Source organism: Nocardia sp. NPDC051981 (genome assembly GCF_040680715.1).
GTDB lineage: Bacteria > Actinomycetota > Actinomycetes > Mycobacteriales > Mycobacteriaceae > Nocardia.
Genome location: NZ_JBFAXK010000039.1, coordinates 15,817 through 40,934 on the forward strand (window position 1 = coordinate 15,817; position 25,118 = coordinate 40,934).

The following is a 25,118-nucleotide window of genomic DNA, read 5'->3' on the forward strand; positions in this document are numbered from 1 at the left end:
TCCGGGCATGGGCGGCGCTGCGCGCGGCTGGACTGTGCGGCCTGGTGCGCGCGGCCGCTCATGCCAGTGCGTCGATGATCTCGCGGGCGCGGTCCACGTACCGGTGGTTGCCGTTCACGATGCGGCGATAACCGGCCTCGGCGACCTTGGCGACCTCATTGGGATACTTGGCGCAGCGGCGCAGGATTTCGCGCAGCTCGGTCGGGCCGGAGAACAGATAGCACTCGGCCTCGTCCTGGAGCAGTTCGGCGTGTTCGTCGGTGCGTTCGCCGACGAAAAGGCCGCCGGCGGCCGGGACTTCGAAGGTGCGGCAGGTGTGGGTGTCGCGATTGTCGGAATTGAGCAGCACCAGGTTCGCGGTGACCGCGGCGACCGCCGTGGAGAAGTTCTCGCCGTAGACCGCGCCGCCGACATCGGCGCCGGTCTGCCACAGCGCGCGCACGCGGCGCCAGCCGGGACCGCGTAACAGCATGTCCCCGTGGTGTTCCCGGGCCAGTGAAATCAAGAGGTCTCGACGGTCGGGGCGCACCGCGCCGATGAAACCGACCAGGTAGTTGCGGACGGTGCGGCGGGCGGTGAGGTGGTGCAGGGCCGGATCGTATGCGCTGCGAACGAACTTCACGTGCCGCGCGCCGCGGGCGGCCAGCTCGGGAACGTTGTGCCACTTGGTGGTGACGATGAGATCCCATTCGGCTTCGTGTGCCAAGTATTCCGGGCTGGTGTTGTACGGATTGGACACGTCATCCGGGCTGTAGTGCACATGCAGACCAGCCGGGGCGCTCAGTAGCCGCTGCTGGTCCAGGTGTACCGATTTGAAGGCGAACAGCACATCGGGCGCGAATGCGGCGGCAGCGCTGTCGATCTCGCGATGCAGTGCCTCGACGTCCCAGGGCGCGCGCCGATGGGCGACCTTCGAATACACCCACGGTGGCGACAGCCGCGCGGGCAGCGTGACCGGGGTCGTGTCGATCACCACCACCTCGTGCCCCGCCTGCTGGAATCCGTCGGCGAGTGAGCGCGCGTTGCTGCCCGCCCAGTCATCCCCGACGAAAAGTACTTTCACGCCAAATCCCCCTTGGTCGGCAGCGCGGTGGCAGGTTCGACCGGCCCGCCGCGGCCGGCCCGTTCCCGGACCATGAGCCACCGCACCCGGATGATGTACCACAGCGCGACGCTGATTTCCGCGGAAACTGTGCCATAGACCAGGGTCCAGACCGATCCGGTCCGGGCGGCGACCACCAGCGCCACCGCGGCGACGCAGGTGCCGATGATCGCGCCGATCAGCACGCCGATGGTGTCCTGCTTGACCGGCAGCACGGCGGTGGTGACGTACGAGGTGATGGTGGTGGCGGGCAGGATGAGGATCTCGACGCGCAGCAGGGGTATCGCGCCGTCGAAATCGTGGGTGTAGATGAGGTGGATGAGGAGGGGGGCCAGCACCCAGACGCTCACCACGGCCAGGCAGGCGAGGGCCACGCAGCCGATCAGCATCTGGATCTGATTGCGCCAGAACTGATCATGGGCGCTGCGGCGGGCCATGCGGGGGAGCAGGGCGAAGCCGATCGGGTCCAGGGTGGACTGGATCGCGCGGACCAGCCGGTCGCCCGCGGAGTAGAGGCCCAGCGAGGCGGCCTCCAGCACCGCGCCGTACACCGCCGCCGAGCCCTGGCCATAGCCGGTCACCAGCAGCCGGGAGGTGAAAATCGGTGCGGCCATGCGCAGGACGGCCCGCACGCCGTAGGGCCGGGCGGGCGGTCCGAACTTGCGGAAGGAGTCCCACCAGGTCAGCGCGACCGTGGCGATGGAGGAGACCAGCAGGCACAGCACGGCCATGGCGGCGCTGGGGAATCGGGGTAGTAGTCCGACGAGCAGGCCGAGATATCCGATGCGGCCCACGCCCTGATACATGGTGGAGCTGCCGAATCTGCCCTGGCCGATGAGCAGCCAATCCTCCGAGATCGACCAGAAGCCGCCGGCGAACAGGCCCAGCAGCACCATGTGCAGTTTGGGGGACACCCCGATCGCGAGGCTGGCCAGCAGCGCCACGCCGATGAGGGTCAGGGTGGTGGCGCGAATGGCGAGGTAGGTGCCGCGCAGGCGGTTCACCTCGAGGTGGCCCGGATCGTCCTCGGGCACTTTGGCGGCCAGGAACGAGGTGACGCCCAGATCCACGACCAGCGAGCCGATGAAGTAGGACGACATGCCGATGGCCAGCAGGCCGGTGCCGTGCGGGCCCAGCATGCGGGCCAGCAGCGGGACGGTGACCAGGGTGATGACGTACTGGCCGTATTTGCCGAAGGTCACCAGTCCGATATCGCGGATGATGCTGCCGATACTGCCCGGGCCGGAGGACGAATCCCTGTGGTGCTTACGGTTGGTGTCGGACTGATCTGTGGCGATGGGGGATTCGCTGTCCGATGCGGCCTGTCGGTAGGCGCCGGTGACATCGCGCACCGGGCGGGTGACCGGAAGCCGGACGGTGGGTGGGTCGATCGGATCGCCGTAGAAGGTGGGGAGCACCGGACCGCGGGAGGGCGCGGCATAGCGGGCGGCCCGGGTCTCGTCGAACGACACCGTGCCACGGCCGGTGCCGTTCTCGTGGCCGTTCGGTCCGGCGCGGCCGTGGTGCGGGCCGGCCGGACCGGAATCACCGCGGGCGTCGTGCTCGAAGGCGGAGGCTTGCTGGTCGACCTCCGGAATCCCGTGCCGCATATGGCGGCGCTGTCGCAACCGGCCCAGCGTGCCGAGGGCCTCCATCCGCACGGTGGGTGGATCGTAGGCCGGCAGTGGTTCGGTCGGATCATCCACGCCGCCACCGCTTTCCGGGCAGACCGGTCAGGAGGTCGGTCACGATCCGGCCCGATTCGGCGACGTCGAAATCGCGGGATCGCACCCGTGCGGCATCGGCGAGCTTGACGCGCAGTTCCTGATCGGCGATGAGAGTATCCAGGGCGCGGGTGAGCTCGGCGCGATCGCCGGCCGTCACCAGCAGGCCGTTCACCCCCGGCTCCACGATCTCCTCCGGTCCGCCGGGGCGGGTCGCGATGACCGCGCAGCCCGCCCGCATGCCCTCCACCACCACCTGGCCGAACGGCTCGGGCAGCACCGAGCAGTGCACGAGGATATCGGCGTGGCGCAGATAGGATTCCGGGTCGTCCACGTGGCCGGTGAAGGTGACCGGGAGGTCGAGAGCGGTGGCGTGCACCTCGAGCTCGGCGCGGTAGGGCTCCTCGTCGAAGAAGGTGCCGCCGACCAGGAAGACCTCGCGCGGGAGGGTTTTCACATCGGCCAGGGCGCGCAGGAACAGGTCCTGGCCCTTCCACGGGGCGAGGCGGCCGACGACGGCGATGATGGTCTCGCCGGCGGGGCGTTGTTCCTGGGGTCGTTGTTCGCGGGGGAGCGCGGATTCGTCTGCCGCGGTGTCGTTGTCGGGTGGGAACTCGACACCCGGATAGGCGACGACGGCCGCTCGGCGCCAGGTGTACAGCGAGGCCAGGGTGCCGCCGCTGTTGGCGATCACGGCGCGGGCCACCACCCAGCCCAGCACTCGGATGACGAGGGCGAGCACCCGGCCGAAGTAGTCGCGCGAAACCCGGTCGTGCACATGCCAGACCAGCGGGACCCGGGCCCGGCGGGCGGCGACCGCGCCCATGAGCACGGCTTTGGTGCTGCCCGCGACCAGGACCGTGGCCTCCAGGTCGCGGACGGTCGCGCCCAGTGTCCAGCCCAGACGTAGCAGGCCCGTCGCGCCCACGAGCAGGCTGCGGATCCCGGCCTTGTCGATGGTCATGGCGCGGGAGTCGAAACTAGTGGTGACGACGCGGGTTTCGATCCCCCGCGCGGCCATCAGACGCAGCATCGGGCCGTCCTCGGTGTAGAGCACGGCGGTTTGCCCGGCGGGCATGGCCGAGACCAGGCGCAGCGTTGCCAGTTCGGCTCCGGAGGGGGCCGCGGTGTGCGCCAGGAATACGGCCTTCAGCGGTGCCATCAGTCGACTAGCTCCGCGTAGAGATCCCGGTGCCGATGCGCCGCGACGGCCCAGGAGAATGACTCCGCGTGGGCGCGGCATTGTTTCGCGGCGGGGCGGGAGCCGTCGAGGGCCGTGGCGATGCGGGCGGCGAGTGCCTCGGCATTGCCCGGCGGGACGAGGAGGGTGGCGTCCAAATCCCGGACAGAATCGGGCAATCCGCCACAATTGGACACGATCGGGGGGCGTCCGGCGGCGAGGGACTCCAGGGCGATGAGTCCGAATCCCTCCAGTGCGAGGGAGGGGACGACGGTCAGATCGGATCTGGTGTACAGGTCGGTGAGTTCCGCGTCGGACACCGATCCGGTGAATCGGATCGACGGCTGGTCAGCGGCGAGCGCCCGCAACTCGGCCTCGGCAGTCCCGGTTCCGACGATGATCAACCGGGCGTCGGGATGCTTGGCCGACACGTCGGACCAGGCGCGAATGAGCACGTCGATACCCATCCGCTTCTCCAATCGCCGTACGCACAACACGATTCCGGTGTCGGCCTCGGGCTCCGAAGTCGTGAAACGCTCCAGATCCACACCCGGCGGAATCACCCGAACCCGATCGGGCCGCACGCCGTAGTCGCCGACCAGCAACCTTTCGAAATATTGCGACAGCACGACGAACCGGTCCGCGCTCGCATACCGCAGCCGCTCGACCACATACTTGGCACGCACCGCCCGCGCGCCCTCTCCGGCCATTCGGCTCTCGGCCGCCCACGGCCCGTGAAAGTGCACTACCAGCGGATTTCGTACCGCCGCAGGCCCGTACAAGCAGAAATGCCGATCGATCACGGTGTCGCGGGTGAGCCCATCCCGGTCCAGAAACGCGGTCCGTGCGCGCTGGAGCGTCGATCCGCCAGTGGGTCCCCATGACCCCGCACCGACCGGCCCGTCTCCGAAAGCCCTTGCGCCGACACTGATTCGAGCATCGCGCGCCAGTGCACCGTATAGATCTGTGAAGTACCGGTTGAGACCCCCATGAGCGGCCGTGAACCACTCCGACCCTGTCATCAACACCCGAATGGGCCGTGTCAAAACCCTCACCCCCGGGTCCGTCACCCACATTCGGACCGAGATAACGATCCGAACGCCCTTGCAGCGCAAGTGTATGCCAATCCGCGCTGCTGGGCGGGCTATCGGCCCGCAATCAAACCACCGACCAGTATTTTCCGAGCCGCCGATTTCCAGACACCGAATCGGCCGCCGGACCATCGAGGCGCGAAACGGACGGAATCCCCGCGCGGAATCGGCCGGATCATCCATGCGCGGAATCGGCCGGACGTTGTGTCAGCGCAGGTGTCAGGCCGGTATCAGCTCGACGTCAGCCGCCCCCGCGAAGGTAATTCCCGTCAACAACACCGCAACTCGAACCGAGGAGCCCACCGTGACCACCACCCTGACCGCCCAGGACAAGCAGACCCTCCGCACCGCCGCCTACGGCGCCGTCTCCCTGATCTCGGCCGCCGACGCCGCCGGCGGCTCGCCCCACAAGGCCGCCACCGCCGGCAGCATCGCCCTCGGCTCCGCAACCGGCCTGGTCGGCCACATCCTCGCCGAAAAGTCCACCGGCGTCCGCCTCGAGTCCAAATCCGTTGCCGCCCTGGCCGACCAGGTCCTCCCCGCCCTCACCGCAGCAATGACCCTGCTGACCAACCACTCCCCGTCCGAGGCCGCCAATTTCCGCACCACCGTCCTCGTCGCCATCGAAGCCGCCACCCACAAAACCGGATCCACCCCCACCGTCGCCGACATGACCCGCAAGATCACCGCAGCCCTCGACGCCGCCTGACCACATGCCCCCGGGGCCACCCGATACCGGCACCGACCCGCAAACCCAGCGAGGGACCCGAAGCCCGGACAGAACGAATGCTCTGTCCGGGCTTCTTCGCTGCGTCCCACCCTGTTCGAAAAGCCCGTCGAAACCTGACAACGCACCACACCCGAAGCCTGTGCTGAATTCCCGTCCCCTGGGGCCACCGGCCTGGACTGCTGGATCCTGCGTAGCCGCACAATATTTCGTACACCCACGTCACGTGCGCGGCAATGCATACACACGTCCCATCGTGGACCGACCGCTACGGTGGGTTCGATAGCGTTCCTTTCGAATTCGCGCATGTAGGGGGTTGTTCATGCATGGTCGAGATAGCGGCGCGTCAGGTATATCGGCGCGGTGGGCGGCGGGTGCTTTGCTCGCCGGTGTTGCAGCGCTGGTCGTCCAGGCGCTGCTGATTCCGCTGCGAGCGGCGCCGCAGTTCGGGCTGCTGGCCAACCAGAGTGATCTGGAGATCTATCGCAGTGGCGCATTGCAGGTGCTGCACCACGCACCGCTCTATGCTGCGCCGGTGCCGCCGGGAGGCTGGTTCACGTATCCGCCCTTTGCCGCGATTGTCTTCGTGCCGTTGGCGCTGATCCCGGTGGACGTGGCGAAGCTTGGAGTGTTCATCGTGTCCGGCGTGGCGTTGTGGGCGACTCTGTGGCGAAGCTGCCGCGCACTGGGTTACCGCGGTGATTTCAACTTGGCGGTTGCGTCCATCGGGTCCGCTTTGGTGGCTGCGGATTTGGAATCGGTACGAGGGACGTTGTGGCAGGACCAGATCAACCTGATCCTCATGGCGATCATCGTCTGGGACCTGACCCGTCCACCCACCGCACGGTTGCGCGGATGGGCGATTGGTTTGGCAGCTGGGGTGAAACTCACCGCCGTCGTCTTCCTTCCCTACCTGGTCCTGACCCGTCAGTGGCGAGCAGCAGGGTCGGCCACGGTCACCACGGCCGCAACGGTGATCGCAGCGTCGGTGATAACCCCTGCCGACTCTCGTGAATACTGGCTGCACGCGGTGCGCGATGTCGATCGGATCGGACCGCTCACTCATCCGTTCAACCAATCCATCAACGGAGTCCTCGCGAATCTGTGGGCCCCGTCGGCACCGCCCACCGCGGTGTGGCTGCTGTTGGTCGCAGCGGCCGCCGCACTCGGATACGCCGCTGCCTGGAAAGCGCATCGCGCCGGCCAAAGCCTGCTCGACATCGTCATCGTGGGCCTGATCGCCTGCGTGGTCCCCCCACTCGCATGGGGGCATCACTGGGTGTGGATCGCCCCGCTACTGATCGTCCTTCTGCACAACACGATTCAGGCACACGAACATCGTGCGTCCTGGGCTGTAGCGACCGCGGCAGTGTTCGTGGCCGGATCGATGTGGTGCATCTCGTGGATCTATGCCGAGATCAAGCACCTGGGACTGACAACCGCGCCGGGTTACATCCCTGCGATGACATCTGCCGTCGACCAGATGCCGAACTGGGTCCGAGCCATCGTGTGCGGGATACCGCCGACGATCTACCTCGCGGTGGTCAGCACAATCCTGCTGCACAAGAAGCGAGATGGACAGAACTCACCGTTATCGCTTCGGACAGCCAATTCCGATGTCAAGAATCCCTTGCCGTAGCAGGAAGGGCATGAAAGGTCTTCACCTCGCCGATGAGCGGATGTGTTCCTGTCGCAGGTCATGCATGACGTCAGCCGAAGAATTCGGACAATGCCGCGGTCACCGCTGCGTGGGTCATCGGGTGGTGTCCCTGTACCCGGGAGTAGGTCTCTTCGGGATGCACGGTGATCACGTCGAGTTGCCGCACCAGTGATCCGGGCAGCTCCTCCCCATCGAAATGAGCCAGCGACGGCACGAATACCGCCTCGGCATCCAGCCGGGTGGCCTGCGCCTTCAGGCGAGCCAAGCCGTACTTGTTCCGGGCCAGGGGGCGCCAGCACACCGCGTTGTATCTGCGGAGGTTGTCTCCGCACGGCATATTCGAGTCGTTTGCAGACCAGTTCGTGGAGTTGGAGGGCCTGCCGGTGCACCTGACTGGGCGTCTGAGGCTTCAGCATTACCGGGAGCAGCGGCAGGCTCCGTGGTTGGGCTAGACGCCGCATCGCGGGTATGAAGATGGGTGTCTCCCCCGGCGACGCTTTTATCAACGAAACCGACTGCACGGAACGAACAGTCGGCGACCTGGCGAGCGCACCGAGCCGCTGGAGTCAGGTGCTGGGTGATGAGTCGAAGTAGTTGCGTAGCCGATCGGCGTAGATCCATCGTTGCTCGCCGGTCGCGTACCCCGGCAGTGGGTGTGACCCATAGAGGTTGTCGGCGTCATATCGGGGGAAGACGTGGACGTGGTAGTGCCATACGTCCTGGCCGCCGCCGGGTTCATTGTGCTGGCGGGTGGATACGCCGTCGCAACCGTAGGTGGCTCGCATCGCGATGGCGATCTCGCGGACAACGTCATGCACGGCGTGCCCGTATGCCGGTGGCAGGTCGTACAGATTTTCGTGATGAGCGTTCGGTATGACCAGGACGTGTCCGCGGTTGTTCGGCCACCATCGGGATGCGGTGAAAGCGGTGGCACGGTCGGTGCGCAGCACGATGTCTCGCGGGCTGTCGAGTGGGGTCTCGCCGCCGGTGAGTAGGAAACAGAATGGGCAGTCGTAGCCGGAAGGTTCGTGATTGTGCACGGTCATTCGACCCTACCGCATGATTCACACCAGATACATTGCCGCCCAATCCATCCGCTTCCGGCATCCGCTTCGACCGGCGGTCGGATGATGCTGTCGTTTTTCCGCCAGCTTGCCGCGATGCGCGGCTATATGGTGCGGTTCATGACAGTCGACAGCAGGAACGTCGTTCAGGCCGCCTGGCGAGCATTCGCCAGCCATGATGCCGAGCAGATCGCGGCATTCTTCACCGCCGACGCGGAGTGGCTGGCGCCGTCCGGCAACGCTACCGCGGTCGCGCTGAACGCCCCCAGTCATATGGTCGGACGCGAGGCCATCACGCAGTTCATCGCGAACGATTTCCCTCGATTGTTCGTCGGCGATGTCGTGGTGGAATTCCATGGCTTCCATTCCGATGGTGACCGCGTGATCGTGGAGGAGACGATGAGTGCCACGCTGGCGAACGGGAATCGATACAGCAACGACTACTGTTTCGTGTTCGAGTTGCGCGACGGTCTGATCCACCGGGTTCGGGAGTACATGGATACCGCACGCGGTCATCGGGATGTCTTCGGTGATTCGGGGGCTGCTGCCAACGGCACAACTCCGTCGGCACTCGCCAGCTGATATCCACTTGAGTTGAGGTGAGTCAGTGGCCCCGGCGTCGGTAGCGCGACAGGCGGTGCCTGGTGCTGGCGGCGCCGTCGCCAGGACTACACGGAACGCGGCATCGGCCGTGGCGCCGGGCCGAGATCGAGACATCGATCTGGTTGTGTGACGCGGTATTCCATGCCCTGCACCAGGAGGAACAGTCCATCTCAGACACCGTGACGTGCGGTGGGTCGCGTTTGACGACTGGGCAAGGTCTGTCGTGGCGGACTCTTTCGCGGATTGTGGGCGGCGAAAGTCGGGTCAGGGGATCGGCGCGCGGCGGTAGGGTCGGGTTCATGGAGTGGAGTTTTCGTGCGGCGGAAGAGCTTTCGGCGGCGATGCGCGCTGGTGAGGTGACCTCGGTGGAGCTGACCGAGGAGGCGATTGCGCGGATCGAGCGAGACGACAAGGCGATCAATGCGATTTGTGTGCCGGACTTCGAGCGGGCGCGGGCTGCGGCGCGCCGGGCGGATGAGGCGCGCGGGCGGGGTGAGGACAAGCCGCTGCTCGGGATTCCGGTGACGGTCAAAGAGTCCTACAACATGGCTGGGCTGCCCACGACCTGGGGCATGCCGGCATTCCGGGATTATGTGCCGGCCGAGGACGCGGTGCAGGTGTCGCGGCTCGAGGCTGCCGGTGCGGTGACGCTGGGTAAGACCAATGTGCCGTTCATGCTGCAGGATCTGCAGAGCTTCAACGAGATCTATGGCACCACCAACAATCCGTGGGATCACGGGCGTTCGCCGGGCGGCTCTTCCGGTGGATCGGCGGCGGCTCTGGCGGCCGGGTTCGGCGCGCTGTCCATCGGGTCCGATATCGGTGGTTCACTGCGCACTCCGGCGCATTTCTGCGGCGTGTACGCGCACAAGCCGACCCTCGGGTTGGCGGCGACGCGCGGTATGGTGCCGCCGCCCGCACCGGCACTGCCGGCCGAGATCGATCTCGCCGTCGTCGGTCCGATGGCGCGTACCGCCCGCGACCTGTCGCTCCTGCTCGACGTCATGGCCGGACCGGACCCGCTGACCCTCGGTGTCGCATACGAAGTGGCTCTGCCGCCCGCCCGCCACGAGCAACTGTCGGATTTCCGCGTCCTGATCATCGACGAGCACCCGCTGATCCCGACCGGCTCGGCCGTGCGGGCCGGGCTGAACCGAGTCGCCGACGCGCTCACCGCCGAGGGTGCACGCGTCGAACGGCACAGTCCGCTGCTGCCCGATCTCACCGAAGCCGCGACCCTCTATACGCAGCTGCTGGTTTCGAACCTCGCGGCACGTATGCCGGCGGAGCAGTACGAGCAGGCGCGGGCGGTCGCCGCCGGACTGCCCGAGGACGCTGAGGGTTCCGAGGTGGCCTGGGTGCGCGGCGCGGTGTTCAGCCACCGCGAGTGGATCGAGGCGAACACCCGACGCGAATTCCACCGCCAGACCTGGCGGCAGCTGTTCGGCGAGTTCGATGTCGTCGTGTGCCCGATCACGCCGACTCCCGCGTTCCCGCACGACCACAAACCCGACATGCGGGACCGGCGGATCGATATCGACGGCGTCGCACACCCATTCGGCGACCAGCTCGTCTGGGCCGGCGTGGCAACCATGCCCGGCCTGCCCGCCACCGCCATCCCGACGGGACTCTCACCCGAGGGGCTGCCGGTGGGCGTTCAGCTCATCGGGCCGATGTTCGAGGACCGCACCCCACTGCGGCTGGCCGAACTGCTCGAAGAGAAGATCGGCGGCTTCCAGCAACCGCGCTAGGAGTGCGTCAGGTGCGGCGCACAACCGAACGTTGTGGGCGGCAGGTGGATTGGTTGTTTGATGTCCGGTGTCTCGCCTGATTGCATGCTCATGACCGATGCGAGGGTGTTCGATTGCGGCGATGCGCCGCTGACGTCCACGCGGTACCGGGCTGTGAACAGGAGAAACGTGGAGATCGGACTCACGCGGCTGATCGATGAGGAACTCGGCATTCATGTCGCGGAATGCCGGCAGCTCAACGCGGCCTCGAAACCTGTTGCCGGCCCGGCCACCTTCGAGGAGCTCCTCGAGGTGCGGGACAGACATGCCACGTCCCTCCCTCGCGCGAGCACCAGGGCCACCGAGCACATCGCCGAGACGGGCGGCCGTCGAGTCCCGGTGCGGATCACGCTCCCCCGGGACACCGAGATCCGAGCCGCCTATCTCGACATCCACGCCGGAGGCTTCTATCTCGGCTCGGCGGCCGGCGAGGATGCCCGCAGTGCTCGCCTTGCCGACGCCCTCGGTGTAGCCGTGGTGAGCGTCGACTACCGCCTGGCGCCGGAGCATCCCTGGCCCGCCGCCCCCGACGACTGTGAAACCGCCGCGCTCTGGCTCCTGGAACAGGCGGAATCATTGTTCGGGACAACGGATCTGGCGATCGGCGGAGCATCCGCGGGATCCACTCTGGTCATGACCACCCTGCTACGACTGCGCGACCGAGACCTGACCGATCGGTTCGCCGGTGCCGTCCTGCAGTTCGGCGCCTACGACCTCAGCGGGCAATCTCCCGGCGGCAAGCTCTACGCCGACGAGTACTTCATCCAGGCCTACGCCGGCCACATCTCCGACCACACCAACCCCGACATATCACCCCTCTACGGCAACCTCGCCGACCTGCCCCCGACGCTACTGATGGTCGGCTCCCTGGATCTCCTCCTCGAAGACAACCTGGCCATGGCAGCCCGCCTTTCCGCAGCGGGAAACGACGTGGACATCCGCGTCTACCCCGAGTCCACCCACGCCTTCACCTCCCGCCCGACCGGCATGGCCGCCGCCGCCCTCCGCGACGCCGAGTCATGGCTTGACCGACGCCTCACGAGGAAATAACAGGTCGTCGCCCTACGCCGGACCCGGTGGCGAGTCGGAGGCGGCGGATGGTCGCGATCGACAGCATGATGGTGGGATGGCTGAGCGGGTGAGTGTATGCGTGCGTTGTTGATGTTGGTGGTTGTGCTGGCGATTGCGCTGGTCGTGGGCGACCGAGTCGGGGTTGTGGTGGCACAGAACGAGATCGGGCGCCAGATTGCTACCGAGTACAACCTTCCGCAGCAGCCGCGCGTAGAGATCGGCGGCTTCCCGTTTCTGACGCAGGCTGTCCGCGGCAATTTCCATGACATCGATATCAAGGTCGGCGACTGGAGTGGACAGCAGCTTTCAGTTCACAATCTCGATGTCAGACTGACCGATGTATCTGCGCCGCTGAGCGATGTGGCGCACGGCCGCACCTCGAATCTGGTTGCCGCGACGGCGACCGCGACGGCTCTGGTTCCGTACGACACTGTGCAGACCTTTGCCCCGGAGGGAGTGCAGTCGATCTCCTATGCTCCGGACGGACTGCGCGTGAAGGGAACGTTTTCGGTGGAGGGTCTGTCGGTGCCCGCGACGGTGGTCGTCACCGTCGCGCCGACCGAGGACGGCATCGTGGTCACCCCGGTCTCGGTCCAGGCCGCGGCCGGCGGCCCGACGATTCCGCTGTCCCTGCTGCAACAAAATCTCACCTTCACCGTGCCTTTGCAGCGGCTGCCGCTGGGCGCGCAGCTCACGTCCATCCAACCGAGCGTCGGTGGCTTGCAGGTAACCGCCATCGCCCACACCGTGCGCTTCTCCGACCTGTCGTAAGAACACTCCCGCCCGGGTGCTGTCACATTTCCCGCGTGCCGATGGTCGAGGAGATGACACCGAAGAGTGCATCCCGACAGGAGAAGACCATGGCCACCATCACGCAGCAGATCCCGACCCGGACCACTCCGGCCGCGCGGGGCCGGATTCGGACGTACGCCTACTGGGCGTGCACGGTGAGTCTGGCGTTCATGATGGTCAGCGGCGCCTACGGCGAGTACACCCAGCAGTACGGGACCCAGGAAACCCACACGATTCTGGGGTATCCCACCTACTTCCTCACGCTCATCGCAACGTGGAAACTGCTGGGCAGCGCCGCGATTCTGGTTCCCGGCTTTCCGCGATTGAAGGAATGGGCCTACGCCGGAATGTTCTTCAACATGACCGGAGCCTTCATCTCGCACCTGGTCGAACGCGATTACGGCGTCGCCGGTATGCATCTGACCGTCACCGCCGGCATCGTGGCGCTGGTCCTCGCGTCCTGGGCGCTGCGGCCCGCTGACCGCATGCTCCCGCGTCGATAGGACCGCCCGCCGCCGATGAGTTTGCGCCTCCCGACCCGTCTCCCCTCGTATGACGCAAGTTCTGTGGCACATCACGATGTCGGTGGACGGGTTCATCGCACCGGAGGACGACTCCACCGGGTGGATGTTCGGGCACGGCGCGGCGGGCCCGCTCGGGGTGGAGGCGATGCGCCGGACCGGGGCCGTCCTGTCCGGGCGACGCGGATACGACCTGGGCAACAAGCCCGGGACCGGCGATCGGAAACTGTACGGCGGCATGTGGTCCGGGCCGATATTCGTGCTCACCCATCGGCCCGGGGACGCGCCGCAGGATCCCGATGTCACCTTCCTGTCCGGCGGTATCGCGGAGGCGGTCGCCACGGCGAAAGCCGCGGCGGGGCAAGGCGACCTCGGAATTTTCGGCGCGAATCTGGCCCGGCAATGCCTCGAGGCCGGGCTCGTGGACGAGATCGTCATGCACATCGTGCCGATCCTGCTCGGTAGCGGAGTGCGACTGTTCGAAGGAACCGCGCCGGTTCGGCTGCGCAAGCTGACCTGCGACGACTCCGGTCAGATCACCGATCTCCGATTCCAGGTCGAGCCCGCCGATTAACGCCGACGCCGCGCTGCCGGATCTGAGTTACGGTGATCGGCGGGCACGACGTGGTCGGAGGTAGGCAGGCTGTGGGGCGGACACTCGCGCAGGGGCAGGTTTTCGCGGGGTACACCGTTGAACGGCAGAGACGCTGCTGCCGACCATCCGTGTGCTGCTGGAGTCGGATTCCGAGCACACCCGCGCCGCCGACGCAGCCTGCACGGTGACCTCGGGTAGAAACACTCATTACGATCTGGCCGTCGACGTCACCCAGATCAACTCCACCCAGGGCAAGGCGGACAACACCACCGATCACCAGAGGATCACCCTGTCCATGGAGTACGTGGACGGCAAGTGGCTGTGCAGCAATCTGGTGAGCCCCCTGTTCCCCAGCTGACCGGTCGGTGCTGCCGCGCCGATGATCCTGGCACTGAAACGATTTCGCATTCCGGGACCCCCGCACCGTATGGCGCGGAGCACTGGACGTGCGATAGATTCGCTGCGGATTCGTGCTCGGACCGGGCGTCGGAAGGAATCGAGCGTGGGGAACTCTGGCGCGGGGGATGGTGCCGGGAAAATAAGGGTGCTCGTCGACAATGGCGAGTACTGGTTACGCAATCGCGGCGACATCGCCATGATGGTGATGACCGTCGAACGCCTACGGGAACACTGGCCGCACGCCCGCATCGGCATGCTCACCGACGAACCCCACATTCTGCGCGGCGTGCTGCCGCAGGCCGAACCCGTGCCGGCCCACACCGGCGGGCACTGGGGCCGGGGCGGTCTCGCGGGCCGGCTGGAGGAGGCCGCCGGGGTCCACCTGCTCGGCCCCGCCGCCATGCGCTGGCGCTCCGCCACCGAGGTGCCCAAACACTATCTGCGCGGCGCCAAGAACTGGGCGCGCAAGGAGGTCCACGTCCTCACCAGGGGCGACCGGGAACCCGAACCGGCCGGCATGCCCGACCTGCCGCCGGTGCCCGCCGCCCTCGCTGACGCCGACCTGGTCATCGCACAGGGCGGCGGCTACATGACCGATGTCGACCTCTACCAGGCCCATCGCACCCTCAACCTGCTGGAAGCCGCACAGCGCCAAGGCATTCCGAATGTCATGATCGGCCAGGGCCTGGGCCCCATGTGCGATGCGCGCCTGCTGCGCCGCGCGGCCGAGGTGCTGCCGGGCGCCGACCTCATCGCTCTGCGCGAGGGGCGCCGCGGCCCCAAGCTGCTGGCCGAACTCGGCGTCGCCGCCGAGAAGATCATGGTCACCGGCGACGACGCGGTGGAGTTCTCCTACCGTCTGCGGCGGCCCTGTATCGGCACCGATCTGGGTCTGTGCCTGCGCATTTCGGATTATTCCAAGGTGAGCGACTCGGCCCGCGACACCCTCGGCGTGGTGGTGCGCCGCGAGGCCGCCGAGCTGAACACCGCGCTGGCCCCGCTCATCATCTCCGAATACGACGACGAGGACCGCCGTCACACACTGCCGCTGCTCACGGGCGCGGTGAGCACCCGGCCCGTCATCGGGCGCGCGGGCACCGCGCAGGACGTGGCGCGTCAGGTCTCGCGCTGCCGGGTGCTGGTGACCAGCGCATACCACCTCGCGGTTTTCGCGCTCTCCCAGGGCATTCCGGCCGTGGCTGTAACGGCGTCGCAGTACTACGACGACAAATTCTATGGGTTGGCCGATATGTTCGGCGCGGGCGCGGGCGCGGGCGGTCTGCGTATCGTGCACCTGGACGTGGACAACCTCGACGCCGAACTGTCACGTGCGATTCGCCAGCTGTGGGAATCCGCGCCGGAACTGCGGGATACGCTGCAGCAGAGGGCAGTCGAACAGATCGACGCCAGCCGCGCGGGTCTGGATCGGGTGTACGGGCTCGTGGCAGGAGGTGAGGGCGCACCCGGCGAACCAGCCGAACCAGTTCAGGGGGATTGATGAAGAACCTCTCGGTATGCGTCCCGGCCTACAATTCCGGCCGCACCCTGGACACGACGCTGCGCTCGATTCTGGACCAGGACACCGATATCGAGGTGCTCGTCCTGGACAATGCCAGTTCCGACGACACCGGCGCCATCGCGAAATCCTTCGACGACCCGCGGCTGCACGTGCACCGCAACGAGGACACCCTGCCCATCGGCGAGAACTGGAACAAGGCTGTCTCGCTGACCTCGGGCCGCTTCGTGAAGGTCGTCTGCGCCGACGACATCCTGCTGCCCGGCTCTCTCGACAAGCAGCTGGAGATTATGGGCGACAACGGCATCGCCATCTGCTCGTCCAAATTCCAGGTCATCGACGAGCACGGCGCGGTCGAGGAGACCGACCTGGGTCTGCCGAACCTGCTGGGCCGCCGCAACGCCCGCGCCCTCATGCGCACCATCGTGCACCGCGGCCCTGCCGATTTTGGCCCCACCGCGGCGGCGCTCTTCCGCCGCCAGGACTTCGACCGGGTGGGCGGCTTCCGCGGCGATCTGGTCTTCCCGATGGACGTGGATCTCTTCGCCCGCGTGTGCGCCTTCGGCGACTTCTACGGCATGCCGGAAATCCTGGCCGCCTGGCGCAATTCGAGCTTCAACCTGTGCAGCCAGACCTCGACGGTCAGCAAGCTGATCGAGATGCTGCGCTTCCATCACCGCCTGGGCGCGGAGTACCCGCAGTACGTCGGTCGCGGTGCGGTCCTCGGCGGCGACTGGCGGCTGGCGCGCGCTGCCGCCGAACGGGTGCGGGTCCGGACGGTCGCGACCGCACTGCGCCGCCCGGACCTGCTGCACTGACCGCTGCTAGATGCTCGACAGCGGCCCGTAGGCGACAACGGTGTCGCCGCTGCTGCTCACCAGCCGCACGAACGGCCGGATGGTGGTGGTGCCCAGCACCCCGGACGCGGTGCCGTGGAAGCCCGACATGCTGATGCAGCCCTCGGTGCCGGACACATCGCCGCCGGCGGCGTCCACCGACTGGATGCCCGGGCCGAAGCCGACGTCGAGGGTCACGCCCAGCGTCGGAATCAGGTTGAAGACATCGGCTTTGGGATCATTGCCGATCTCCAGCTCGAGGCCGGGAGTCTGGTACTGGAATTCCAGCTTGCCCGACAGCGTGGCCGGATAGCCGACCTGGTAGCCGAGGGTGATGTGGCCGGTCCACGGATCGCCGGCCGGGAGGTCGACCTTGAAGCAGGCCTTGCCGCTGTGGAACCACTCCCGGGTGAGCGGGTTGCCGTCCAGCGGCGGCACGAAATCGATCTTGGTATCGGCGGAGATGGCGTGGACCGTCCGACCATGCTGGTCGACGATCGAATTGGCGGCGTCGACAGCGGCCGACGAGGTGCCGCCGCTCAGAACCAGGCCGATGGTGGCCGCGACCGCGACGGTCGCGGTGCGAGAGAGCGCAGTCGTGTTGTTGCGCATGATGTTCCCATTCCCTCATCAGGTATTGCTGCGTATTGCCTACGCGTGTTTGATGATTCCCCAGTGTTATGGGACGCGAGACGCCGTCCCCCGTCCCCTCGGCCGATGATCGACCCCCACGCTGAGATCAACCCACTCGATTACTCTGCGTGTGGCCGCGATCCCATGATTGCCATCACGGCCGACGTGGTGCATGCCCGGCGGATTCATACGCATGCCAGGCGAGATTTGCTGGCTTTCATAGCGATTCGGTCACATCGATCACCCACTTCCCGTGAAGTTCGGGCCACCGGGACGAGACCTCCGGCAACAGATCGGGCAAAGTCAGCAGGACCCGATCCGGCTGCGCGGCAACGAGTTCCGCCGGAGACAGGATCGGGATGTCGGTACCGGGCATGCGGCGGCCCTGCTTGCCCGGGGAGGCATCGGCCACCCCGGCCAGCAGGCCGCGATGCGCGCCCGCCAGATGCAGCAGCGCGACCGCGCGCGACGCCGCCCCGTATGCGTAAACGATTCTGCCGGAGGCGATTTCGGACTCCAGCCAGGCGCGCAGCGACCGCGCCTGCTGGTCGGCGGCGTGCTGGAGCCCGCGCACCGCCACCGGGTCCGCCACCGCCGCCTCCGCGGCGAGGATCCGCGCAATGGCGGGGTCGGGGGCGGCGGGCGCGTGCACCGCCGCCACCAGCACCGTGCCGCCGTAGAGCGGGAACTCCCATGCGGTCACCGCCACCAGCCCGGCCGGGCGCAGCAGGCCCTGTAGCGAAGCCATCGTGTAGTAGGCGAAATGCCCGTGCCGCAACGCATTCCACTGTCCCTGGCGCACGATGGCGTGCAAGGAGTGGAACTGCAGCAGCAGCACCCCGCCCGGCGCGGTGGCCGCCGCGCGCTGCGCGAAGGCGACCCGCTGATCGGGCTCGTGCATGATGCCGAAGCAGTCGATCACCACATCGGCGGGCCGATCGGTGACCCGGTGCCCGCGCTCGGTCAGCAGCGGCAGCCAGCTGCCGCCGTGCGGGCTGCCGAACTCCCGCACCGTCCCGCCGCCGGGCAGCAGGCCCGCCGCGGCCACCCGGGCCACCGCGTCCGCTGCCTGATCCCGCAGCGCCTGCGGCTCCACGCCGCGCGGTTCGGCGGTGACGGTGTCGTCCTCGGCCAGTTGCGCCAGCCTGCACGCGGCGCACAGGTCCATGGCCAGCGGATGCGCCGCCTCGGCCGCCAGGCTACTTGCTTCGCGATGCGGGCTCGCCGAGGTGAGACTCGGAAAGTCGTCTGCCGCAGGCATTTTCCCGAGATCCAACACCCGGGCCAGCGGGCCCAGCCCACAGCCGCGACACCCGTACCGGGGTTCGCCGCTCATGGCACGATGACCTGGTGCGTATCGAATCGACCGACCTCGCCGACGTCCTGATCCTGATCCCGCAGCCGTTCCGCGACGATCGCGGCCTGTTCACCAGAACCTTCGACGCCGAGGAATTCGACGCCCACCTGGGCACGCCCGGGGTGTCGGCGACGTTCGTGCAGGATTCGCAGTCGCGCTCGCACCGGGGTGTGGTGCGCGGTATGCACGGCCGCTCCGGGCGCGGCGAGGCCAAGCTGGTGCGCTGCGCGCACGGCGCGGTGCACGACGTGCTCGTCGACATCCGCCCGGATTCGCCGACCTTCGGCCGCCGGCAGGCATTCCTGCTGGACGACACCGACTTCCGGCATCTCTACGTCCCGCCCGGCTTCCTGCACGGCTTCCAGGCGCTCACCGAGGTGGCCGATGTCTGCTACCGCATCGACCGCCCGCACGACCCGGCCGAGGACCTGGGTGTCGCCTATGACGATCCGGACCTGGCCATCGCCTGGCCGCAGCCGGTGACCGTGGTGTCGGTGCGGGACGCGGGCGCGGGCTCGTGGCGCGAGCTGCTCGCCGCCCTTCATCTCACACCTCGGTCCTGATCCGGCGCAGCTCGTCGTCCAGCATGCCGGTCTCCTTCAGCGACTTCAGCCACGCCAGGCGGGTGAAACGCTGGAAGAAGGCCCCGGCGGTGAGCTCGCGCGCGCGGTACTCCCGGTACAGCTCGGCCGCGCCGTCGGGAATGCTCCACTCCGCTTCGAAGCCCAGTTCCTTTCGGGCATAACCGAAGTCGACCCGGTACGAGCGCGGGTCCGCGCCGCTCTCGCCGGTGATGACCAGCGTGGATTCCGGGACCACGTCGACCACCGCCTGCGCGATCTGCGCGACCGTGAGATTGTTGGCCTCGGTGCCGACGTTGTAGGCGCGGCAGTGCACGGCCTCGTCGGGCGCCGCCAGGCACGCGGCGAAGGCGCGCGCGATGTCCTGCGCGTGCACCAGCGGCCGCCACGGCGTGCCGTCCGAGAGCACTTTCACCTCACCGGTCAGCACCGCGTACCCGACCAGATTGTTGAGCACGATATCGGCGCGCAGCCGCGGCGAGAACCCGAATGCCGTGGCATTGCGCAGGAATACGGGGGAGAAGCCGGAGTCGGCGATGGCGGCCACATCGTCCTCGACCCGGACCTTGGACTCGGCGTAGGGGGTGAGCGGACGCAGCGGCGCGTCCTCGGTCACCAGGCCGTCCCCGGCCGCTCCGTACACCGAACACGTGGACGCGTAGAGGAATCGGCGCACCCCGGCGTCCTTGGCCAGCCGCGCCAGCCGGACCGACGCGTGATGGTTGATGTCGTAGGTGATCCGGGGCGCCAGCGCGCCCAGCGGATCGTTCGACAGTGCCGCCAGATGCACCACGGCGTCGAAACCGGCGAGCTGATCGGCGGTCACATCGCGCAGATCCACGGCGAGGGCGGACGGCGCGGGCGGTGCCTCGCCCAGCACGCACTCCGCGAAAAGCCCGCTGTCCAGCCCTGTCACCTCATGGCCGGCCTGCTGTAGCAACGGCACCATGACGGTACCCAGATACCCCTGATGCCCGGTGACGAGCACGCGCATGACTATGCACCTCCGAAAGTGATGGTGGCCTTCTCGAGCAGAAACGCCTCGGCGTGCTGGGCGCGGCACTGCACCCCGCGCAGCCGGGACAGGGCCAGGAAGGACTGCTCATCGAACCAGTCCCGATTGCGCTGTGAGGGATAGTGTTTCATCAACAGCGCGGCTTTGCGCTCCGCGCAGCCCGCGGGCAGTGGATGGAACACCGCCGGCTGCGGGGTGTCGTTCTCCCACTTGAGGATCTCGTAGCCCAGGATCAGGTGGTCGCGGAACTCGGTGGGCGCCAGCTCGGCCAGCAGCCGGTGGTCCTGATGGGCGTCCCCCCGCTGCGGCGCGAACACCACCGGGGCCGCGCTGTCGCGGCGCAGCGCGCCCACCGCGTCCTTGACCCGCGCCCAGTGCGCGGGTGCGTAACCGTCCGGCACGTCCAGGATTCGCAGCTCCAGATCCGCGCCGGGACAGAAGGATTCGAGCGCGGCCCGCTCCTCCTCGGCGCGCTCGGTGCCGGCACCGGTGAGCACCAGCGCCCGGACCCGCAGGCCCGGCCCGGCCTCGGCCAGTGTCAGCAGCGTCCCGCCCAGCCCGATGGCGAGATCGTCGCAATGCGCCGCCAGCAGCGCGATCTCAGTGATCGCGCCGGCGTCGAGTCGGATCATGCGCTGCGCTGCTCCCACACCATCCACGGGCGGTCACCCCGCAGATAGCCGGTGTCCAGCTCGGCGCGCTCCTTGAAGGTGTCGGCGGGCTTCCAGAACCCGTGATGCTGATAGCCGAACATCCGGCCCTGCGCGGCCAGTGCGCCGCAAGCGTCCTCCACCAGATCCCCGCCGGGCAGCAGATGCTCGAAGATCTCCTGCGTCAGCACGAAATAGCCGCCGTTCTCCCAGATCGGCAGCTGCGAAACCTGGGTGATGTTCTTGACTTCCCCGGCCGAGTTCACGTCCACGCAGTGGAAGGAGGACTGCGGCGGCACGATCATCATGGAGGCCGCGGCCCCGGAATGCTGGAACTGGGTGATCATCTCGTTCAGTGGCGCGTCGGTGAGCACGTCGGCGTAGTTGGCCAGGAAGTAGCGCTCGCCCGCGAGATGATCGCGCACCCGGCGCAGCCGCTCACCGATGGGCGACTCGACCCCGGTGTCGACGAAGGTGATGGTCCAGTCGCTGATATCGGACTGCAGCAGCTCCACTTTGCCGCCGCGGATGACGAAGTCGTTGGACACCGACTCCTGGTAGGTGAGGAAGAAGTTCTTGATGTGCGCGGCGCCGTAGCCCAGGCACAGGATGAAGTCCTTGTGCCCGAAGTGCGCGTAGTAGCGCATGACATGCCAGATCAGCGGGCGCGGGCCCACCATCTGCATCGGTTTGGGGATCATGTCCTCGGTGCCGTTGCGCATCCGCATGCCGTAACCGCCGCAGAACAGTACGACCTTCACTTCGCTTGCCTTTCTGCATGAGTGGATGCGGCGGCGTCGTCGAGCGTCGCATGATGAAGGTGGGGGAGCGGGTAGACGATCTCGCCACCCCAGTCGGTGACGTGCCGCAGCTGCGCGGTGATCTCCCGTTCCAGGTTCCAGGGCAGCACCAGCACTACATCGGGGCGGTCGGCGTCGATCCGCTCCGGTTCGCATATCGGGATGCGGGCGCCGGGTGTGAACCGTCCGTGTTTGTAGGGGTTGCGGTCGACGGTGTACTCGAGCAGGTCGGTGCGGATACCGCAGTAGTTGAGCAGGGTGTTGCCCTTGCCGGGAGCGCCGTAGCCCACCACGCGCTTGCCGGATGCCTTGGCGTCGAGCAGGAATCGCAGGAGATCCTGGCGCACCCGCTCGGTGTCTGGTCGCAGTTCGAGGTAGCCGGCGACCGCGTGCAGACCGGCATCGGCTTCCAGTCGCAGTACCTCGGCAACCCGTGCGGTGGGGGTGTCGACGCCCTCGGGACGGGCCCACACGCGCAGCGAACCGCCATGTGTGCCAATCAGTTCGCAGTCGACCACGGCCAGGCCGGCGGTGGCCAGGGCCCGCTGGGCCGACAGTAGCGTGTAGTACTGGAAGTGCTCGTGATAGATGGTGTCGAACTGGGCCAGCGCCACCAGGTTGAGCGCGTGGTGCACCTCGATGGACAGCCAGCCGTCGTCGGCCATGAGCGCACGCAGTGACCTGGTGAAACCCAGCAGGTCGGGGATGTGGGCGTAGACATTGTTGGCCACCACCAGATTCGCCGGTCCGCGTTCGGCGCGGACCCGGACGGCCATCTCCTCGTCGAGGAAGGCGGTCTCGGTGGGTACGCCCTTGTCGCGGGCTGCCGCACCGACATTCACCGACGGCTCGATTCCCAGGCACGGGATGCCGGCGGCCACGGCGTGCTGCAGGAGATAACCGTCGTTACTCGCCACCTCAATGATGAAACTATTATCAGTCAGATTTAGCTGTGTGATTGCCTGATCGACGAAGATCTTGGCATGCCTGACCCAGCTGTCCGAAAATGACGAATAATAGGCATATTCCGTGAATGTTTCCTCCGGAGTGATGAGCGCCGGAATCTGCAGCAGCAGGCAGTTTTCACACAGCCTCAGGTGCAGCGGATATGTCGGTTCGCACAGGTCCAGTTCGCCGGCGGTGAGGAATTTTTCACACGGCGGTGTGGCGCCCAGATCAAGAACGCTGCGCAGTCGATCGGAATGGCACAGACGGCATTGCACGAAGTTCCCCGCCTTTCACCGAGTTCGGGCTGCCCGCGCAGCGCCGGATGACCTGTGGTCGGCTCGATCCGGCCTTACGTTACAGCAGGATTGCGTGGTGTTCGGGCGCCCGGCGAGTGACCGATGGCGCCGAAGCAACTGGATTTCTGCGACCCGCAGAACCAGGCGTCCGGTCGGCAAACGCTCGAGCCTTGCGGTGCAAGGGTTTCGACCAGCTCGCACGGTAGATCTTGCGTAGTTCAACCTGCGATTCTGCGAATAGGGGAAATAGGGGGAGGCGTGCGGGAAACCGGTCGTCACGAATCCCGTTACTTTTCGGAAACGTTGGGGCACTATGGGTTACATTCTGCGCGCTACCGTGGTTGTGTAACATTCGGCATCTGGCCACCGAAAGACTCGGCGGCCACATCGATTGTCATGGTCCTGAAAGCCCCTGGGAAACCGGCGTCGGCCGGTCGTTGGAACTGATCAGCGGGGATCGGAACCGAGTTCTCCCGTGGGGGAGGTGCGTTCGTTTCATGAGTTACGAAATTTCTGCCGGTCGCGCCGTGCGCGCGCCCCGGCCTCCACGGCCCGAGCCGCGCTCGGATCGTGAACGCTGGCAAGCGGATTACGCGCGTCGGCTGTTTATTAGCGACTTGATCGTTTTAGTGTTATCCATCGGATTTGCCCAATGGATTCGCTTCGGCGGCGTGGGGGCCGAGCCGCCGCTGGCCTCCCAGCTACCGCTGGAAGTTCGCTACACCATGGTGTCGGCCATGCTGGCACTGGCGTGGTCGATCACGCTGACGCTCAGCGGCACCCGGTCGCCGCGCGTAATCGGCAGTGGCACAGAGGAATACCGGCGCGTGGTGGCCGCTTCCCTGAAGCTGTTCGGTGGGATAGCGATTGTATCGCTGCTACTTCGGGTCGACATCGCTCGCGGCTATCTCGCCATCGCCCTGCCGCTCGGCATGATCGGGCTCATGGTGGAGCGCCGGATCTGGCGGCGCTGGGTGGCCGGGCGCCGCGCCCGCGGCCACTACCGCACCGCCATGCTGGTGGTCGGCAGCCCGCAGGCGGCGCGGGCCATGCTCGCGGCCTTCTCCCGCGACCGTGAATCCGGATACCAGGTGATCGGGGTGTGCACCCGGGACGAGGGGGCGCTCGCGGACGCCGTGCTGGAGGTGGGCGGACGGGAGATCCCGGTTGTCGCAAGCGATCACGCCGTGATCGAGGCGGTCCGGCGGACGGGGGCCGACACCGTCGCGGTCACCGCCACCGACAACCTCGGCCCGGCCGACTTCCGCCGGATGGCCTGGGAGCTGGACGAATTGGGCGCCGAACTGATCGTGACACCGGGCCTGGTGGACATCGCCGGCACCCGGCTCACTCACCGGGTGGTCGCCTCCATGCCCATGCTGCACGTGGAGAAGCCGCAGTACGACCGCGCGAAGTCGATTCGCAAGGGCGTCTTCGACTTCTGCTTCGCCTGCGCCGCCCTGCTGGCCATCGCTCCGGCCTTGGCCGTCATCGCGCTCGCGGTGAAGGTCACCAGTCGCGGTCCGGTCTTCTATCTCTCCGAGCGGATCGGCCGGGACGGGCGGCCCTTCCGGATGATCAAGTTCCGCAGCATGTACGCCGACGCCGAGGCGCACATCAACGCGCTCATCGACAGCAGCGGCGGCAACCCGCTGTTCTTCAAGGTTCGCGACGATCCGCGGGTGACCGCGGTCGGCAAGGTCATCCGCAAATACTCGCTCGACGAGCTCCCGCAGTTCTTCAATGTGCTGCGCGGCGAGATGAGCATCGTCGGCCCGCGTCCGCAGGTTCAGCGCGAGGTCGACTCCTACGACGGCGTCATGCGCCGCCGCCTGCTGGTGAAACCCGGCGTCACCGGTCTCTGGCAGGTCAGCGGCCGCTCGGATCTGACCCCGGAGGATGCCATGCGCCTCGATCTGTCCTACGTGGAGAACTGGTCCATGGTCCTGGATCTGCTCCTGATCGCCAAGACCATCGGCGCGGTGACCAGGGGTGAAGGCGCATACTGACCGTCGATTCCGAAACCGTCGCGCCCGCTGCGTTCCTCGCGGCGGGCGCGTCCTGTTTCCAGAGGCGGCGGAATCTAGTGAACGGGTTTTAGTAAAAGGTGTTCACAAACCCTGCTGTGGTGTGGTTCACTCGGTGGCGAACGTGTTCCAAAGGAGGT

Annotated in this window: 25 protein-coding genes; 13 read left to right on the plus strand and 12 right to left on the minus strand. The window is 67.1% G+C overall.

Features of this window, described 5'->3' with window-relative positions:
* Window positions 1–58: 58 nt before the first annotated feature.
* From AB0L60_RS39150 to AB0L60_RS39165, 4 genes are all read right to left on the minus strand, one after another.
* A complete protein-coding gene (locus AB0L60_RS39150) occupies window positions 59–1,063 on the minus strand; it encodes a glycosyltransferase (RefSeq protein WP_364624951.1) in 1,005 nt (334 codons plus the stop codon).
* The gene (locus tag AB0L60_RS39155) at window positions 1,060–2,334 is read right to left on the minus strand and encodes an oligosaccharide flippase family protein (RefSeq protein WP_364625027.1); all 1,275 of its coding nucleotides are present in this window, start codon (window positions 2,332–2,334) and stop codon (window positions 1,060–1,062) included. The genes AB0L60_RS39150 and AB0L60_RS39155 overlap by 4 nt, the downstream gene beginning before the upstream one ends.
* Window positions 2,335–2,800: 466 nt before the next feature.
* Complete coding sequence (locus AB0L60_RS39160) at window positions 2,801–3,988, minus strand: glycosyltransferase family 4 protein (protein WP_364624953.1); 1,188 nt, start codon at window positions 3,986–3,988, stop codon at window positions 2,801–2,803.
* Entirely contained in the window at window positions 3,988–5,028 is a 1,041-nt protein-coding gene (locus AB0L60_RS39165) for a glycosyltransferase family 4 protein (protein WP_364624955.1), read from the minus strand. The genes AB0L60_RS39160 and AB0L60_RS39165 overlap by 1 nt, the downstream gene beginning before the upstream one ends.
* A gap of 373 nt (window positions 5,029–5,401) precedes the next feature.
* Here AB0L60_RS39165 and AB0L60_RS39170 point away from each other — a divergent pair, with 373 nt between their 5' ends.
* Window positions 5,402–5,806, plus strand: coding sequence for a hypothetical protein (locus tag AB0L60_RS39170; RefSeq protein WP_364624957.1), 405 nt, complete (start codon window positions 5,402–5,404; stop codon window positions 5,804–5,806).
* Between the two features lie 340 nt (window positions 5,807–6,146).
* Window positions 6,147–7,463 carry a glycosyltransferase 87 family protein gene (locus tag AB0L60_RS39175; protein WP_364624959.1) on the plus strand — a complete coding sequence of 439 codons (1,317 nt, stop codon included), beginning with the start codon at window positions 6,147–6,149 and terminating at the stop codon, window positions 7,461–7,463.
* Between the two features lie 70 nt (window positions 7,464–7,533).
* Here the strand turns inward: AB0L60_RS39175 and AB0L60_RS39180 are convergent, their stop codons facing one another.
* Both AB0L60_RS39180 and AB0L60_RS39185 read right to left on the minus strand, forming a co-directional pair.
* Window positions 7,534–7,785, minus strand: coding sequence for a hypothetical protein (locus AB0L60_RS39180; RefSeq protein WP_364624961.1), 252 nt, complete (start codon window positions 7,783–7,785; stop codon window positions 7,534–7,536).
* A 265-nt stretch (window positions 7,786–8,050) separates the two neighbouring features.
* Window positions 8,051–8,530 carry an HIT domain-containing protein gene (locus AB0L60_RS39185; protein WP_364624963.1) on the minus strand — a complete coding sequence of 160 codons (480 nt, stop codon included), beginning with the start codon at window positions 8,528–8,530 and terminating at the stop codon, window positions 8,051–8,053.
* Window positions 8,531–8,611: 81 nt separating this feature from the next.
* On the opposite strand from AB0L60_RS39185, the gene AB0L60_RS39190 reads away from it, so the two are divergent.
* From AB0L60_RS39190 to AB0L60_RS39230, 9 genes are all read left to right on the plus strand, one after another.
* Window positions 8,612–9,130 (plus strand): nuclear transport factor 2 family protein, encoded by a 519-nt coding sequence (locus tag AB0L60_RS39190; RefSeq protein WP_364624965.1) that lies wholly within the window; start codon window positions 8,612–8,614, stop codon window positions 9,128–9,130.
* Window positions 9,131–9,450: 320 nt separating this feature from the next.
* The gene (locus tag AB0L60_RS39195) at window positions 9,451–10,902 is read left to right on the plus strand and encodes an amidase (RefSeq protein WP_364624967.1); all 1,452 of its coding nucleotides are present in this window, start codon (window positions 9,451–9,453) and stop codon (window positions 10,900–10,902) included.
* Between the two features lie 210 nt (window positions 10,903–11,112).
* A complete protein-coding gene (locus tag AB0L60_RS39200; RefSeq protein WP_364625029.1) occupies window positions 11,113–11,991 on the plus strand; it encodes an alpha/beta hydrolase in 879 nt (292 codons plus the stop codon).
* A gap of 96 nt (window positions 11,992–12,087) precedes the next feature.
* Window positions 12,088–12,783 (plus strand): DUF2993 domain-containing protein, encoded by a 696-nt coding sequence (locus tag AB0L60_RS39205; protein ID WP_364624969.1) that lies wholly within the window; start codon window positions 12,088–12,090, stop codon window positions 12,781–12,783.
* An 89-nt stretch (window positions 12,784–12,872) separates the two neighbouring features.
* Window positions 12,873–13,307, plus strand: a complete 435-nt coding sequence (locus AB0L60_RS39210; protein ID WP_364624971.1) for a DoxX family protein — start codon at window positions 12,873–12,875, stop codon at window positions 13,305–13,307.
* A gap of 49 nt (window positions 13,308–13,356) precedes the next feature.
* Window positions 13,357–13,899, plus strand: coding sequence for a dihydrofolate reductase family protein (locus tag AB0L60_RS39215; protein ID WP_364624973.1), 543 nt, complete (start codon window positions 13,357–13,359; stop codon window positions 13,897–13,899).
* A gap of 151 nt (window positions 13,900–14,050) precedes the next feature.
* The gene (locus AB0L60_RS39220) at window positions 14,051–14,278 is read left to right on the plus strand and encodes a hypothetical protein (RefSeq protein WP_364624975.1); all 228 of its coding nucleotides are present in this window, start codon (window positions 14,051–14,053) and stop codon (window positions 14,276–14,278) included.
* Window positions 14,279–14,422: 144 nt separating this feature from the next.
* Window positions 14,423–15,817, plus strand: coding sequence for a polysaccharide pyruvyl transferase family protein (locus AB0L60_RS39225; protein ID WP_364624977.1), 1,395 nt, complete (start codon window positions 14,423–14,425; stop codon window positions 15,815–15,817).
* Window positions 15,817–16,653, plus strand: a complete 837-nt coding sequence (locus AB0L60_RS39230) for a glycosyltransferase (RefSeq protein WP_364624979.1) — start codon at window positions 15,817–15,819, stop codon at window positions 16,651–16,653. The genes AB0L60_RS39225 and AB0L60_RS39230 overlap by 1 nt, the downstream gene beginning before the upstream one ends.
* 6 nt (window positions 16,654–16,659) lie before the next feature.
* Here AB0L60_RS39230 and AB0L60_RS39235 read toward each other — a convergent pair whose 3' ends face one another.
* Together AB0L60_RS39235 and AB0L60_RS39240 are read right to left on the minus strand one after the other, a co-directional pair.
* Window positions 16,660–17,283: an MspA family porin gene (locus AB0L60_RS39235; RefSeq protein WP_364624981.1), complete on the minus strand. Its 624-nt coding sequence runs from the start codon at window positions 17,281–17,283 to the stop codon at window positions 16,660–16,662.
* Window positions 17,284–17,521: 238 nt separating this feature from the next.
* Window positions 17,522–18,640: a methyltransferase domain-containing protein gene (locus AB0L60_RS39240; protein WP_364624983.1), complete on the minus strand. Its 1,119-nt coding sequence runs from the start codon at window positions 18,638–18,640 to the stop codon at window positions 17,522–17,524.
* Window positions 18,641–18,654: 14 nt separating this feature from the next.
* On the opposite strand from AB0L60_RS39240, the gene rfbC reads away from it, so the two are divergent.
* Window positions 18,655–19,224, plus strand: a complete 570-nt coding sequence (gene rfbC / locus AB0L60_RS39245; RefSeq protein WP_364624985.1) for a dTDP-4-dehydrorhamnose 3,5-epimerase — start codon at window positions 18,655–18,657, stop codon at window positions 19,222–19,224.
* Here rfbC and AB0L60_RS39250 read toward each other — a convergent pair.
* From AB0L60_RS39250 to AB0L60_RS39265, 4 genes are read right to left on the minus strand one after another with little or no spacing between them, the layout of a single operon-like run.
* Complete coding sequence (locus AB0L60_RS39250; protein WP_364624987.1) at window positions 19,208–20,236, minus strand: SDR family oxidoreductase; 1,029 nt, start codon at window positions 20,234–20,236, stop codon at window positions 19,208–19,210. The genes rfbC and AB0L60_RS39250 overlap by 17 nt on opposite strands.
* Before the next feature lie 2 nt (window positions 20,237–20,238).
* Entirely contained in the window at window positions 20,239–20,889 is a 651-nt protein-coding gene (locus AB0L60_RS39255) for a PIG-L family deacetylase (RefSeq protein WP_364624989.1), read from the minus strand.
* On the minus strand, window positions 20,886–21,668 hold the full coding sequence (locus AB0L60_RS39260) for a sugar phosphate nucleotidyltransferase (protein ID WP_364624991.1): 783 nt from the start codon (window positions 21,666–21,668) through the stop codon (window positions 20,886–20,888). The genes AB0L60_RS39255 and AB0L60_RS39260 overlap by 4 nt, the downstream gene beginning before the upstream one ends.
* On the minus strand, window positions 21,665–22,930 hold the full coding sequence (locus tag AB0L60_RS39265; RefSeq protein ID WP_364624993.1) for a class I SAM-dependent methyltransferase: 1,266 nt from the start codon (window positions 22,928–22,930) through the stop codon (window positions 21,665–21,667). The genes AB0L60_RS39260 and AB0L60_RS39265 overlap by 4 nt, the downstream gene beginning before the upstream one ends.
* Before the next feature lie 518 nt (window positions 22,931–23,448).
* On the opposite strand from AB0L60_RS39265, the gene AB0L60_RS39270 reads away from it, so the two are divergent.
* The gene (locus AB0L60_RS39270) at window positions 23,449–24,960 is read left to right on the plus strand and encodes a sugar transferase (protein ID WP_364624995.1); all 1,512 of its coding nucleotides are present in this window, start codon (window positions 23,449–23,451) and stop codon (window positions 24,958–24,960) included.
* The last annotated feature ends 158 nt before the right edge of the window (window positions 24,961–25,118 follow it).